Here is a 14437-nt window from a genome sequence, read left to right as displayed (position 1 = left end):
CCTTTTACTTTTGTGATTGACCTGAGCACTTAAGCTAATGGGAACTGCCATAATCCAAATTCCTCGCGAAACACCTCTTCGATTTCCCCTAAAGTAGCATATTCGATCACAGCTGCCTTAATATATGGCATGAGATTTACATCCTCATGGCATTTTTGTCGCAGTACATTCAATGCATGCTCGACTTTTTCTTGATCTCTTTTTTGACGGAGTTTTTCTAATTTTTCTTTTTGGCGTTTCTCGGCTGATTCAGGGTACCTAAACACTTCTACTTTTGTTTTGCTTTGTTCTGTAGGGAAGTAATTCAACCCGACTATTTTATGCTTGCCACTCTCGATATCCTTCTGCATTTCATAGGCAAAATTAGAGATTTCACGGTGCAGCCAGCCTGTTTCCACAACTGAAACCAAGCCTCCCCTTGATTCGATCTCAGCAATATAATCGCGAATACGCTGGGCCATTTCTTGTGTTAATTTTTCTACAAAATAAGAACCAGCCAGCGGATCTACGGTATTGACCACATTCGTTTCTGCTTGGATAATCTGTTGCGTTCTTATTGAAATAAGGGCAGATTCCTCTGTAGGAGCGGAATATGCCTCATCATAGGAGTCAACATGTAAGGACTGGGCACCGCCTAATACAGCAGCAAGTCCTTGAATCGCAGACCGGGCAATATTATTGAGCGGTTCAACCTTTGTCAAGGTAATTCCTGCTGTCTGAACATGGAATCGCATTAGATGGGATTTCGGGTGCTGCGCATTAAATCGATCCTTCATCACTTCATGCCATACAAGCCTGGAAGCACGGCATTTAGCAATTTCCTCAAAGAAATCATTAAATAGATTCCAGAAAAATGATAACCGTTTGGCAAAATCATCAATCTTATTTCCTCTTCTGATTAACTCTTCCGAAGTCGCAATGGCATTGGCTATGGCACAGGCAACTTCTTGAACCGCAGTTGTTCCGGCCTCTCGTAAATTGTAGCCATTGTAGCTGACCGGATTCCATCTCGGCAGGTTTTTACTTGCATATTCGATGGCATCACATTGTAATCGGAAGGAAGCTTTCGGCGGCAGAACTTCGAGCGAACTCCCGATGGCTGTTTCCATTAAGAAGTCATTTTGATTGGTTCCGGAAAGTTTCTCTAAGGGGATTCCCTTCTTTTCCGCCATTGCCGCAAACATTGCCATTAATACGACTGTTGTGCTTGGGAGATGGGTGACGATATTGCTCGAAATTTCATCAATAGGAATTCCCTCATACAACGCTTCAATATCCTCAATGGAGTCTATCGCAACCCCAGCAGCACCAACATGGCCCTCAGCTTCCGGATCATCTGAATCATAGCCGCGGATGGTTGGAAGATCCAACACAACACTCGTTCCTGTAGCACCATTTTTTAATAAGAATTTAAAGCGTTCATTCGTATCCTCGGGTGTTCCAAAGCCGGCAATTTGCCTTACCGTAAACAGCCTTCCACGGTACATATTTGGATAGACACCGCGAACATATGGTGCCTCTCCTGAAAAACCAATATCCTTCAGGTAATCGATATCTTTAATATCCTCGGGAGTATAGAGTAGATTAATAGGAATCCCAGAATCAGAATAATAGTTCCCTTCCCCATCTTTTCCTTTTACCGTATTCTCTTGCCAGCGCTCTTTTTGAGCTTCAATTTCCTGAATGACCTCTTGATCAAAAAGTTTTTTTTGGTTTATATCCGTCGTATTGTTTGCCATAGCTACCTCCAAATAGAAATGTTTTATTTTGAGATTAATTGATTGACAATCTTATGTGAAACCGTGAAAGGATCAATATTTCCCCTTCTTACATTCTGAATCTGGCTCTTGATGAATTCATCTGTTTGAGTCAGTTCATCAACTTTTGTCGTTAGCAAATGTAAAACCATTTGATTTAATCTTGTTAGATTTCTTGTTTGCCGCTTCTCTTTCCATGAGCCTGAACGCAGCAAGAAGGATTGGTGATGATAAATTTGCTCTACTAATTCATTTATCCCTTCTTCTCTCGTTGCTACCGTTTTAAGGATCGGTAAATCCCAATCCTTTCTGGCAGATTCCCTTACCATTAATTTTAAATCTTTCACACTTTCATCAGCCCCTGGCCGATCCGCTTGGTTGATGACAAACATATCAGCAATCTCCATAATCCCGGCTTTTAATGTCTGTAAGGAATCCCCCAAACCCGGAACATTTACGAGGATGACAGTGTCAGAGACTTCCAAAACATCAAACTCTATCTGCCCTACTCCTACTGTTTCAATTAATATGAGGTCCATATCAAATGCACCAAAGACCTGGACAATATCAGCCGTTGAAGCAGCTAACCCACCAAGATTTCCTCTTGTTGCAAGGCTTTTAATAAATACATTCGGAAGTTTGGCAAGTTCTTGCATTCTTATTCGATCTCCTAACAGGGCTCCATTTGTAAATGGACTGGTTGGATCCACGCAAACCACAGCAATCTTTAAGCCTTGCGCAGCATATTGTTTACAAAGTTTACTGACTAATGTACTTTTCCCAGCACCAGGGGGACCAGTAATCCCAACAATATGGGCCTTACTTTCAATGGAGTAGCAGGATTTAAGTATTTCTGTGCTTTGCCCAGTTTGATTTTCTACTTCCTTCAGTATTTTCCCTAATGTGAGATTGTCTTTCTTCTCTAGCCATTTTGGCATTTTCCTAGTAGCCCTCCTTATTTAGAATTGGACTATTCAATCTTTTTTTGAATAATATCAGCTTGTGCACGAGTTAAATGCGAAGAAATGACTCGCTGTGCTTCCCCAGAATCCTTTTTCACAATTGCCTTGTAGATTAACCAATGCTCTTCCTGGAAACGTTTCAATATCTCCGGTGACCTTGATAATTCACTTCTAGTTGTTTTGATTTGTTCACCTAGCAAATCTGAAATCACCTCAACCAAAATTTGCAGCATTTTATTTTGCGAGGCAGACACAATGGATTGATGGAACAGAAAGTCATATTTAGCCTGTTCTTCTTCGTCCTCGTAACTTAATTGATCCATCTCTTTCAAAATGGTTTCGATTCTTTGTAGATCCGTTTCATTTCTTCTTTCAGCAGTAAATTTAACCGCTCCCATTTCCAAAATGGTACGAACTTCAAACAATTCATTCGTATTTAGCCCCTTTGAAATGGCAACTAATGACATGATATTTTTTAGGTTTTCCGGGTCAGCCTGCTTAATAATCGTTCCTTCACCCGATTTTCCCTCGATGATCCCTAAAACACTCAAAACCTTAAACGCTTCTCTGAGTGAGGAACGGCTGATTCCCATCGATTCAGAAAGCTCAATTTCGTTAGGCAGCTTCTGACCGATTTTCAGCTTTTTTGTAATTAACAGTTTCTTAATTTGATCTAACACTTCTTCAAACTTTTTCTTTTTATTAATAACAGTAAACATACAGATCCCTCTCTCCTTTTTTATGTATTGTCGGATTGTCAGACAAAGGGAGTAAACTTACGAACAACATTTTCTTATGTGATGGAATGCATTCATGAGATGTTTGTGTACCATAGCCTGAGAACAGCCGATCATCTTGGAAATCTCCGTCTTACTGTATCCTCTAAAATAATGAAGATAGATGACTTTACGTTGTTTTTCATTCAAGTAATCCATGTACATGTTCACCAAAATATTATTAATTGCCTGATCCTCTACACTTTGAGCTTTTGTTCTTAACTGTAAGAATGGTTCATTTTCCCAGTTGCTGCGATTTTTTTTGTATTCTTGATAAATTAATTCCTGCATCCCATAAACAAGGGCAAAGGCATCGTCCTTGCTAATGTCAAAGTGTTTCATCGTTTCTGAAATGGACGGGTCAGTTTGATGGCTGATCCAATAATCACTATGAAAGCTTTTATATTTTGGATACAGCTCACGAATCCGCTGCGGAATCACGATCATGTTTGAATTATTCGATCGTGAATAATTTCTTAATTCCCCCTGAATAGACAAGTAGGTATAGCTTACCCATTCATTCGGAGTAAGCGATAAATCCATCTTTCGGATTGCATTAAAAAGACCAATATAGGCGGATTGCAGCAAATCTTCCCATTCCACTTTATTAACAGCCATAAATTTCGCTGGGGACTTTGTATAATCCTTTATGACATACTTTACAAACTTGTTCGCTTCATCAGACTGTATGAATTCATTTAAGAAATTTTTATCTTCTTTTGCATAGGACAACATATTTTTATTTAGCAAAAACATAATTTTCTCTCCTATTTGTAAAAAGTTGGTCAAGAATTTAAATTTTCCCGCCACTATGATAATATGAAAGGGGGAGCGGTACTTGTCATGATTCTTGACCAACCAACTGCTATACTTTTAATCTAACACTTGGTTTGCGGAGACCATGAAACGTGTTAAGATGGCACCAATTAAGGCAAGTGCCGCACCTAAAAATAAAACATATTGCCAGGATCCTAAAGAAACAATTAAAAATCCTGTTAATGCAGGGGCAATGATGCCTGCGACTGTTCCGGAAGTATTCATGATACCGGATAAAGTTCCTGCTGTTTTCGGGCCAATATCGATTGGCAAGGTCCAAAACATCGTAAAGTTAATCCCTAAGCATGTTACTGATAGAGTAATATACGCAAGTGCAGCCCATTCATTCGGTGTATAGGCACCTAATGCCATAAAAATAGCTGTTCCTAAGAAGGAGATATACATAGGGATTCTTCTTGATTGTGTAAGAGAATATTTTTTTGACAAACGATCAGATAAGAGTCCGGCCACGTTCATCGCTATAAATGCGCCTAACCATGGGAGCGCACCATATATGCCCACCTTCAGCATCGTAAAGCCTCTTTCCTTCATGAAATAGGCCGGCAGCCAGGTCAGATATAAGTACCAATTGTAATTTTGAAAGAAATAGATCAAGGTAATTCCCCAGACTTCTTTTACACGAAATAGTTTTGACCATGGTATTTTGACATCCTTCGTTTCTTTAGCCGGACTGTCTTCCTTCATCTCTTCTAATTCTTCAGGAGTGATAAATGGATGGTCTTTTGGATTATCGGTGGCAATTTTCATCCAAATAATCGCCCAAATAATTCCTAAAGCACCAAAAAAGTAAAAGGATGCATGCCAATTAAATTTTGTTGTTAACCATGTAGTAATCGGTGCGGTAATCATGACTCCAATTGCCATCCCTGACATATTGAGACCCTGCCAGCGTCCTCTTGAATGAATCGGCGACCATTTGGAAACGACTGAGGTATGGGATGGGAAATTGACAGCTTCCCCCACGCCGAGTAAAAATCGAATAACCAAGATGGATGCAAAACTCCAGGCTAGAGGTGTAAGAATCGTAAATACTGACCAAAGTGCTACCCCAATCGCAAGGAATTTGACTCCGCCCCATTTGTCCGACATCCACCCTGCCGGAATTCCCAGCAAAATATAGCCGACAAAAAAGGCTGATGCAAGAAGTCCAAATTGTTGTTCGTTCCAGCCAAATTGCTCCATCATCGTGACGGCAACAATTGAAATATTAGAGCGATCAGTATAGGCAAGGACTGTGCTTAAAAAGATAAAAAACATGACAATCCAACGTGCCTTGATCTTCCTATTTATTTTCGGACCAGGAACTTTAACCTCTGTATTTCCTGACAGTGGTCTTGTCATAAAAAAGTACCATCTCCTTTATTCAATTATCCTTTGCCTTCTTAATAATCTACTATTCTTTTAATTTATGGTTCTATTTCCCTCCTTTACTAAAAAATATTGAAAGCGCTGACAATTGGTTGTGAAAATGATAATTATTGAAAGCGCCGACAAACGATGATCTAGGAATCATAAAAAGGTTTGTTTTTTGAAGTGTCTTGATGAACGATGCAGGATTCGTGATGGGAATAGATGCGGATAAAATTATGTAGGTTAATCCGTTTGTCAGACAAACGACCATTTATACTCTACATATTAAAGGGTTCAATATTATTTGTCAACTGAATATTCTAAATTTTTAGTCACCAGCAACATTCCTTAATCAACATAAAATAATTCTCGATTGAGTGTACTCAAAATTTCATAACCTGATTTGGTAATTAATATGTCATCTTCAATCATGACCGAACCTAGACCTGGTATCATAAATTTTGGTTCGATCGTTATCACCGCACCTTCTGGTAATGGCTGTGTAAAACCTAATCCTAAAACGGGATCTTCATCAATTTCTAAGCCAATGGAATGACCAATATAGCTGCCCCGGCTATTTCCTGTACCCATAAAATTTTCAAGCAGGCCCTGTTCTTTTGCTAATTGTTCGGCAAATAAATAGAGTTCTTCTCCCGTTACATCAGGTCTTATTTTATCAATTACACTTAAATGCAGCTCCACTAACCTATTCCATAAATCCATTTGTTTATCAGATGGTTTCCCTAAACAATAAGTACGAGCCATATCGGCATGATAACCTTCCTTGCAAATGCCATAGTCAACTACAACAAGATCCCCATTTTCAATTTTCCGTTTAGAGGCACCCCATGGTAAGCTTTCGCTCATGCCAACCCCTGTTACTGTCATCGCATGCCCAGAAACTTCCCAGGCATTTGGACCCGATGTCACGATGCCGCCGCCAGGCAAGCATCCATCCCAGCGTCGAAACCAAACCACTCCGTCCCCGCCATTTTTCCTTGCCGCATACTCCATACTGGCTGCCAGCTCATATTCGGTAATACCTGTTTTTAATGTTGATAAGATTGCCTTGTGGCCTTGCTTCCATAAATCAATAGAGTTTCTAATGCTCTCAACCTCAAAGGAATCCTTGATAAGCCTTTGCTGCATTATGATCTTCGATATATTGATAAATTCATATCCGTTTAAATTCTTTTGCAAACTTAAACCGATATTCGTTGGCAATACATCGGTTTGCACTCCTAGCTTACTACCTATTGGAGGCATACTATTTAACTCACCCAACATGGAAATCATATCTTTAAAACTATTTGCTTCAAATGTTTGGTCAATCCATGTGGCCTTTTTGGTCATTTCATGTGCTCTTCTTGTAAAAAGAATCGGATTTCCTTCATCTGAAATCCATAGATTTGTGGGCTGTGCAGTTCCTGCATAATAAAAAAGATCTCTCGGATTCATAATAAGGGCAGCAGCCACATTATGAAATTTTAATTTCCCTTGAAGTTCTTTCACTCGATTTTGATAGAGAAGCTTATTTGAATTCAAAGTTGTCACCATAACTACATCCTTTCCATGTGTGTTTGTCTGACAAACAAAAAAATAGGTAAGAGATTTAACTCCTCCTTTTTATCATTCTATTCATAATTATTTCATTTTTCAATCAATTATACCATCTATGTTCTTACAGTAAATATACCAATAAAATTTCTTTAAAAGAAAAGGCATCACATTCTTTCAGAAAGTTTTCTTTCCGAAAAATTGTGATGCCTTTTCAACTGGGATGTTTTGTTACTCCATATTCCTACATAAATTAGCCATTTCAATAGCGGAAACAGCTGCATCCCAGCCTTTATTTCCTGCCTTTGTTCCAGCTCGTTCGATTGCCTGTTCGATGGATTCAGTTGTCAGCACTCCGAAACTAATAGGAATCCCGCTAGCTAACGCTGTTGCAGAAACGCCTTTGGCTGCTTCGTTACAAACATAGTCAAAATGAGGTGTTGAGCCTCTGATGACTGTTCCAAGCGTAATGACCGCATCATACTTTTTACTATTTGCCATTTTTTGCGCGATTAGCGGTATTTCGAACGCACCCGGTACCCAGGCGATATCCACGTCGGCGTCATTTACGCCATGTCTTTTAAGAGCATCCTGTGCACCGCCCAATAACTTACTGGTAATAAATTCGTTAAACCTGCCAACAACAATTCCAACTTTTAATCCTGTGCCAACTAAATTTCCTTCAAAAATATTTCCCATGTTGATCACTCCATCCGCTTAATTTTGCGTGTTCATTTTCTAATATTGTAACAAATGCCCTAGTTTGTCGTGTTTCGTTTTTAAATAATTGGCATTTTCCTTACGCATTTCCATTTGCAGAGGCACCCGTTCGACTACCTCCAGATCATACCCTTTTAAGCCTTTTATTTTTCTGGGATTATTTGTTAATAACATCATTTTTTTAATCCCTAAGTCCTTCAAAATTTGTGCACCGATGCCATATTCTCTTAAATCAGCGCCAAAGCCAAGTTTTTCATTGGCTTCAACGGTATCGTAGCCTTCTTCTTGCAGTTTATATGCCCTTAATTTATTGAGCAGCCCAATGCCGCGTCCTTCCTGGCGCATATATAACAGAACTCCATTTTCGGCTTGATTGATTTGATTTAATGCGGCATGCAGCTGTGGTCCGCAATCACATCGGTATGATCCGAATACATCACCAGTCAGACATTCTGAGTGAACTCTGACTAAGACTGGAGTTTCAGGATTAATCTTCCCCTTTACTAATGCCACATGCTCTTTCCCATCAACTAGGTTCGAATATCCGACCGCCTTAAACGTGCCGAATTCTGTAGGTAAATCGATTTCTACTTCACGTTTAATCAGGTTTTCTGTTTTGTTCCGATATTCAATCAAGTCTTTAATGGTAATCATTTTAATGTTGAGTTCGTCGGCAATTTTTCGCAGCTGTGGGACCCGTGCCATTGTTCCGTCCTCATTCATAATTTCACAAATAACACCGGCCGGTTTGGCATCGCATAATCTGGCAAGGTCCACAGCGGCTTCTGTATGCCCTGTTCTTCTTAGGACCCCGCCCTTTTTGGCAACGAGCGGAAATACATGTCCGGGCCGTTTGAAATCTGCCGCTTTTGACTCCGGATCCAGTAAACTTAAAATCGTTGCTGACCGTTCAAATGCAGAAATCCCTGTGGTTGAAAATTTATGGTCAATCGTGACGGTAAACGCTGTCCCATGAGAATCCGTGTTATTCGAAACCATCGGCATTAAATCTAACTTTTGCGCTAATTCTTCTTCAATCGGAACACATACTAGTCCTCTGCCATGTGTCACCATTAAATTAATCACTTCCGGGGTAGTCTTTTCAGCTAGAGCGATAAAATCCCCTTCATTTTCGCGATCCTCGTCATCGCAAACAATAACCACCTTACCATCCTTTAAATCATTCAAGGCATCATCAATGGTATCAAACACCGCTATCACTCCTTTTTATTGGTTTATTTGCCAGTAACCCGCATTAATAAAATCCATTGTCTTCTAAAAATTTTTCCGTTATTCCAGATTTTCTTTTTTGCTGCGATTCACCTGTAAGGTTGTTGATAAAATGACCTACATATTTTCCAATCATATCGCATTCCAAGTTAACGATATCCCCTGAACCCTTTTTCCCCAATATCGTTTCCGACATGGTGTGTGGGATTAAAGAGATAGTAAAGCTATTCTCTGTTACTTCGAAAACAGTCAGGCTTGTCCCATCTACCGTAACGGATCCCTTCAAAATGACATATCGTAAAATTTCAGGAACCGCCTCAATTTCGTAATAAACCGCATTTTCCAATGCCTGTTTCCGTTTAATGATTCCTGTTCCATCAATATGTCCTGAAACAAAGTGACCGCCAAATCTCCCGCCAGCTGCCATCGCTCTTTCTAAATTAACCTGTGACCCCCGTTTAACAGTTTGCAAACTGGATGCTTTAACGGTTTCAGGCATCACATCAACAGTGAAGTGCTTAGCCGAAAAAGAAGTAACCGTCAGGCAAACCCCATTAACGGCAATACTGTCTCCTAGATGAACATCTTTAAGAATCTTTTTCGCTTCAATGGTGAGAACAAACGATGCCCCAGTCCGCTGGATATTCGAGAGCACGCCAATTTCTTCAATGATCCCGGTAAACATAATAGTTTTTTCTCTCCTTTAAAAAGGAATAATAAAGACCCTAAAGAAATCGTCTCTTTAGGGTCTTAAAAAATGGCAATAGGAAATAGAGGCTTAAAGATAGATATTTTTCGCCCTACCCTTAATCCTTGTATTCCTTCTCCCATCCAGACTTTAACTGTCGGCCCTGGAGTTTCACCAGATCCACCGTTTACCATACATGTTAAACGGGTCACGGACTAAGAAGCAAAAGCTTCATCACCGCCGGTTAGGAATTTCACCTGACCCCGAAGGAAATTATTAAATATATGATTACATCTTAGTACAATTCTTCTTAACAGTAAAGAAAACTGCATTTATTTGATTTTGTTCACATTTCATATTACCTATTCCTATTATTTATAGGTTTTAACAGGTACATAAATTTCAAAATGAAGATCGTCTAAGCCATTTTGCAGTTTATGCTCTTCCTTAAAAATTTCCAAACATAATGCATAATGATCCCGTTCATAACCATACTCCTCCATCCAGGCAAACAATCGGTTGTACGTTTCCAACACATTCTCAAGACTGCCTTTATGAACCGTGTTAACATAGTTTTTACCAGGAATCGTAAAACCAATCATACCTTCCGGGATCTCGTCAAGTTTTTCAACAGGCTTTGTTACGTAATACGTGAATTCTGTTTCCCTGCTATGAAATGGAGCGATTAAGAAAGGTTCCCTCGTCTGATGTGAAACCTCATTCAGACGTTCCCTCATTTTAGTAAAAAGCTCTGGAATCGTGCTCATTTCCGAGTATGTACCGTTCCACGAAATACCGACCACTTTTGTTTCTTCTCTTTTTATCACTTGGATACCCAAGCAAATCCCCCCTTTAATACAATCATATTTCTATTATTCTAATAATATCCCTTAAATTCCTGCTAATAAAATTCGACTAAATTTTTATTCTTCAATAGTTTTATACTGTAAAAAAAAGGCAATCTTACGTTTAGTATACCTATCTTACGTTATTTTAAAATACTTTGCTGCACATCAAAGACATTCCATAAGAAGGTTGCAAAAATAGCGGAAAAAACCCAAGCCAGCAGCGGATACTTATAATGGACAGCCAGTACAGAAAACATAACAAAACTAAATAAAGCGGATCAGCCCAAATTCCATCCATGTTTATGGACCAATGCCCCTAATTTTAAATCAGAAAATTCATTTATTGTATAGATCATCGTCCAAAAGAAAATATGCAGGATTTTTTTCCACATGTCCTTCGGCATATGCCCAAGAAAAATGCTAATTGTAACAGGATATTTAATTAACATAATCAGGATGGCAATATGAGTATGTTTAGCCCATTTTGTATCACTGCCAATTGGAACATACTCCCACATACTGTGCTTAAAAAACATAAATTGATAAACAAGATCCCCTACCATTAAGAATAAGAAAGTTGGATAATAGGCTTTCCAATTTTTCCAATCCCCCCATTTTATTGCTAAAATGATAAAAACCGCGCCGTAGACAACATTCAGACTCACTTGCAGGCTCCTTCACATCCTTCTTACCTGTATTTTTTCCAATTAATTGTAAATTTATTACAAATTTAAGAAAAACCAATAGACCGTTTGATATTCTCAAACGGCCGTAAACAATCTTATTTCACTTTTTGTGGCAATGCCAAATTCAAACCTTTGGCTACTCGCTCGCCATATTCCGGGTCTGCTTTGTAGAAATGCTGAATTTGACGCAGCTTAATATCCTCCCGTTCAACCGGCTTCATTGCTCCAACGATTGTCTCTACCAATCGAGACCTTTCTTCCTCTGTCATTAGACGGTATAGGTCGCCCGCTTGTGTGTAATGATCGTGTTGGTCATATGAAACCTGCTCTGCAACACCTGTAACCTGAAAGGCAGTTTGTTTATGTTCAGGTGCTTCTTTCGGACCGCCAAAGCTGTTTGGTTCATAGTAAACCGAACCGCCGCCATTATTGTCAGAACGCATCGCGCCGTCACGTTGATAATTATTCACTTCAACCTTTGGACGGTTAATCGGGAGCTGGTTATGATTCGTGCCTACACGGTAACGGTGGGCATCGGCATAAGCAAAAATACGACCTTGAAGCATCTTATCCGGTGATGCTTCGACCCCAGGTACCATTGTACCAGGTGAGAAGGTTGCCTGCTCGACCTCAGCAAAATAGTTTTCAGGGTTGCGGTTAAGCACCATTCGGCCTATCTCGATTAATGGGTAATCCTTATGCGACCAGACCTTTGTGACATCAAATGGATCAAAACGATACGTTTCAGCATCTTCGAATGGCATAATTTGCACATGAAGCTTCCATGCCGGAAAATCTCCATTCTCGATGGCATTAAATAAATCTTCTGTATGATAATCAGGATTATCACCTGCTAATTTAGCAGCAACATCAGGTGACATATTTTTGACACCTTGTTCAGCTTTAAAATGATACTTCACCCAAACAGTTTCCCCATTTTCATTTACCCATTTAAATGTATGACTGCCGTAGCCGTTCATATGCCGAAGTGTTGCCGGAAGGCCGCGATCACCCATTAAATAAGTAACTTGATGCAAGGATTCAGGCGATAGTGACCAGAAATCCCAAACAGCAGTTGGATTCTTTAAATGTGTTTTTGGATCCCGTTTTTGAGTATGAATAAAATCAGGGAACTTTATCGCATCACGAATAAAGAATATTGGTGTGTTGTTACCTACTAAATCGTAGTTCCCTTCTTCCGTATAGAACTTTACCGCAAAGCCGCGTGGGTCACGGACGGTATCTGCCGATCCAAGTTCCCCTGCAACCGTTGAGAAGCGAATAAACATTGGAGTGCGTTTACCAACGCCATTAAACAATTTTGCCTTTGTATATTGTGACATATCATTCGTCACTTCGAAATATCCATGTGCACCGGCACCTTTTGCGTGCACGACCCGCTCCGGCACACGCTCACGATTAAAGTGCGCCAATTTTTCTAATAAATGAACATCTTGGATTAAGGTTGGGCCCCTTGACCCCGCTGTCATTGAATTTTGATTATCACCAACTGGGGCTCCGTTTCCTGTTGTTAAATGTTTGTTGATATTACTCATTTCATCACCTCGTAAACTATTTTTAAAACTTCAACTAAATTATAATATAAATCTCATTAAAATCAATATTAAATTATAATAATTTTAATTTAATATTGATTGTTAACTGAATAACCTGTACCCACTATTACATAGGTATAAAAAAAGAAAGGACGATATTCCTAAAATCAGAAATAACGTCCTAAAAATTTTTGAGCATAAAAAAAACAAACTCCTGAACGGAGTCTGTTTTAATTGGCAGGTCTTATGATTTGCGAACGTTTACCGCTTGTGGTCCACGTTGTCCATTTTCAATTTCAAACGTAACCTCTTGACCTTCATCCAGGGTTTTATATCCTTCGCCTTGAATCGCTGAGAAATGAACGAATACGTCATCTCCACCTTCGCGCTCAATGAATCCAAACCCTTTTTCACCGTTAAACCATTTTACTTTACCATGTTCCATTTCTTTGTAGCCTCCTAGCATGTAACAATTACATGATTTTGCAAAATATACTTGCCCAATTATTTTTGCCAATATGATTCAAGCATATACTAAATTTATTTCTTAAAATTTATATTTCTTTAAAATACCTTCTTCATAGCACCCATTTATGGATGGCTTGTGCCACCCCATCCTCTTCATTTGTGGCCGTTATCCAATCTGCCGCCTCCTTCACAACATCTTGGGCATTTCCCATGGCAACACCAAGACCTGCCTCTTTAATCATCATTAAATCGTTCCTGCTGTCGCCAACGGCCATCACATTTTTCATCTCGATTCCAAGACGGCTGCAGACAATGCTCAGCCCTTTTGCTTTATGAATACCCAGCGGATTTACTTCAATATTGTTCAACGTCGAATTACTGAGCTCGAATTCGCCCCTTGCCTCAAGCTCCTTTGTGATGAGTTCGCGGGTTGCATCATCATCGATATTAAATCCAAATTTTAACCATTCAAGTTTATGGATATCTTCCGGCATTTCATCATGAAAGTTTCGCTCTGTACTAATGGCCCAAAACTTTGTTTTATGCTGTTTGGTTAGCTCCCACATCCACTCGATTAATTCCGATTTCACTAAATTCCTCTCGACTATTTCACGTTTTTCATCCCAGATTTCACTGCCATTTACCGTTACTAAATATGATGTCAGCTCCAATGCATCGGCATGTTCCCGGCTGGTCGTTAATGAACGGCCCGTACTAAGAACGACAAATACTCCTTTTTCCTGGGCAGCTTTGATTGCCTGGCGATTCGCTTCAGAGATCTGTCCTTTGTTATTTAATAATGTTCCATCCATATCAAGGGCGACTAATTTGATGTCATAATCATTTTTGAAATTCTCCATATGTAAAAAATATCTCCTTTCACTTGATCACTTATCATAGCGTACACTTTTGAATACCGTTTTTCAAAGATATCAACTTTCATTTCAGTTTACATAATATTTTTATAGGTAATAAAAAAAGGACCTGCACCAGGCAGAATCC

Annotated in this window: 14 protein-coding genes and 1 riboswitch; all 14 genes read right to left on the bottom strand. The window is 39.4% G+C overall.

Going from position 1 to position 14437, the window contains the following annotated elements; translation table 11 throughout:
- Positions 1-29: 29 nt before the first annotated feature.
- Positions 30-1739, bottom strand: a complete 1710-nt coding sequence (locus FAY30_RS10650; RefSeq protein ID WP_149869859.1) for an acyl-CoA mutase large subunit family protein — start codon at positions 1737-1739, stop codon at positions 30-32.
- A 23-nt stretch (positions 1740-1762) separates the two neighbouring features.
- Entirely contained in the window at positions 1763-2695 is a 933-nt protein-coding gene (gene meaB / locus FAY30_RS10645; RefSeq protein ID WP_149869858.1) for a methylmalonyl Co-A mutase-associated GTPase MeaB, read from the bottom strand.
- Between the two features lie 32 nt (positions 2696-2727).
- Positions 2728-3438: a FadR/GntR family transcriptional regulator gene (locus tag FAY30_RS10640; RefSeq protein ID WP_149869857.1), complete on the bottom strand. Its 711-nt coding sequence runs from the start codon at positions 3436-3438 to the stop codon at positions 2728-2730.
- A 57-nt stretch (positions 3439-3495) separates the two neighbouring features.
- Entirely contained in the window at positions 3496-4251 is a 756-nt protein-coding gene (locus FAY30_RS10635) for a sigma-70 family RNA polymerase sigma factor (RefSeq protein WP_149869856.1), read from the bottom strand.
- A 117-nt stretch (positions 4252-4368) separates the two neighbouring features.
- Entirely contained in the window at positions 4369-5673 is a 1305-nt protein-coding gene (locus tag FAY30_RS10630; RefSeq protein WP_149869855.1) for an MFS transporter, read from the bottom strand.
- A gap of 357 nt (positions 5674-6030) precedes the next feature.
- Positions 6031-7239 (bottom strand): M24 family metallopeptidase, encoded by a 1209-nt coding sequence (locus FAY30_RS10625; RefSeq protein ID WP_149869854.1) that lies wholly within the window; start codon positions 7237-7239, stop codon positions 6031-6033.
- A gap of 231 nt (positions 7240-7470) precedes the next feature.
- A complete protein-coding gene (gene ribE, locus FAY30_RS10620; RefSeq protein WP_149869853.1) occupies positions 7471-7938 on the bottom strand; it encodes a 6,7-dimethyl-8-ribityllumazine synthase in 468 nt (155 codons plus the stop codon).
- A gap of 39 nt (positions 7939-7977) precedes the next feature.
- Entirely contained in the window at positions 7978-9171 is a 1194-nt protein-coding gene (locus tag FAY30_RS10615; protein WP_149869852.1) for a bifunctional 3,4-dihydroxy-2-butanone-4-phosphate synthase/GTP cyclohydrolase II, read from the bottom strand.
- 43 nt (positions 9172-9214) lie between these two features.
- On the bottom strand, positions 9215-9874 hold the full coding sequence (ribE, locus tag FAY30_RS10610) for a riboflavin synthase (RefSeq protein WP_149869851.1): 660 nt from the start codon (positions 9872-9874) through the stop codon (positions 9215-9217).
- A gap of 130 nt (positions 9875-10004) precedes the next feature.
- Positions 10005-10152: riboswitch (FMN riboswitch) on the bottom strand.
- A 96-nt stretch (positions 10153-10248) separates the two neighbouring features.
- Complete coding sequence (locus tag FAY30_RS10605; RefSeq protein ID WP_190284865.1) at positions 10249-10716, bottom strand: GyrI-like domain-containing protein; 468 nt, start codon at positions 10714-10716, stop codon at positions 10249-10251.
- Positions 10717-11003: 287 nt separating this feature from the next.
- Positions 11004-11390 (bottom strand): CBO0543 family protein, encoded by a 387-nt coding sequence (locus FAY30_RS10600; RefSeq protein ID WP_149869849.1) that lies wholly within the window; start codon positions 11388-11390, stop codon positions 11004-11006.
- 116 nt (positions 11391-11506) lie between these two features.
- A complete protein-coding gene (gene katA / locus FAY30_RS10595; RefSeq protein WP_149869848.1) occupies positions 11507-12967 on the bottom strand; it encodes a catalase KatA in 1461 nt (486 codons plus the stop codon).
- A gap of 244 nt (positions 12968-13211) precedes the next feature.
- On the bottom strand, positions 13212-13412 hold the full coding sequence (locus FAY30_RS10590; protein ID WP_149869847.1) for a cold-shock protein: 201 nt from the start codon (positions 13410-13412) through the stop codon (positions 13212-13214).
- Between the two features lie 133 nt (positions 13413-13545).
- A complete protein-coding gene (locus tag FAY30_RS10585; protein ID WP_149869846.1) occupies positions 13546-14295 on the bottom strand; it encodes a Cof-type HAD-IIB family hydrolase in 750 nt (249 codons plus the stop codon).
- Between the last annotated feature and the right edge of the window lie 142 nt (positions 14296-14437).

It is taken from the genome of Bacillus sp. S3, assembly GCF_005154805.1.
Lineage (GTDB): Bacteria > Bacillota > Bacilli > Bacillales > Cytobacillaceae > Neobacillus.
This window is presented reverse-complemented; position numbering and strand designations above follow the sequence as displayed.

Bases quoted from the DNA above. Each gene is read 5' to 3' on its own strand.
- FAY30_RS10625 (WP_149869854.1), bottom strand. From the start codon at position 7,239: ATGGTGACAACTTTGAATTCAAATAAGCTTCTCTATCAAAATCGAGTG.
- katA (WP_149869848.1), bottom strand. From the start codon at position 12,967: ATGAGTAATATCAACAAACATTTAACAACAGGAAACGGAGCCCCAGTT.
- FAY30_RS10650 (WP_149869859.1), bottom strand. From the start codon at position 1,739: ATGGCAAACAATACGACGGATATAAACCAAAAAAAACTTTTTGATCAA.
- ribE (WP_149869853.1), bottom strand. From the start codon at position 7,938: ATGGGAAATATTTTTGAAGGAAATTTAGTTGGCACAGGATTAAAAGTT.
- FAY30_RS10635 (WP_149869856.1), bottom strand. From the start codon at position 4,251: ATGTTTTTGCTAAATAAAAATATGTTGTCCTATGCAAAAGAAGATAAA.
- ribE (WP_149869851.1), bottom strand. From the start codon at position 9,874: ATGTTTACCGGGATCATTGAAGAAATTGGCGTGCTCTCGAATATCCAG.
- FAY30_RS10630 (WP_149869855.1), bottom strand. From the start codon at position 5,673: ATGACAAGACCACTGTCAGGAAATACAGAGGTTAAAGTTCCTGGTCCG.
- FAY30_RS10585 (WP_149869846.1), bottom strand. From the start codon at position 14,295: ATGGAGAATTTCAAAAATGATTATGACATCAAATTAGTCGCCCTTGAT.
- FAY30_RS10590 (WP_149869847.1), bottom strand. From the start codon at position 13,412: ATGGAACATGGTAAAGTAAAATGGTTTAACGGTGAAAAAGGGTTTGGA.
- meaB (WP_149869858.1), bottom strand. From the start codon at position 2,695: ATGCCAAAATGGCTAGAGAAGAAAGACAATCTCACATTAGGGAAAATA.
- FAY30_RS10640 (WP_149869857.1), bottom strand. From the start codon at position 3,438: ATGTTTACTGTTATTAATAAAAAGAAAAAGTTTGAAGAAGTGTTAGAT.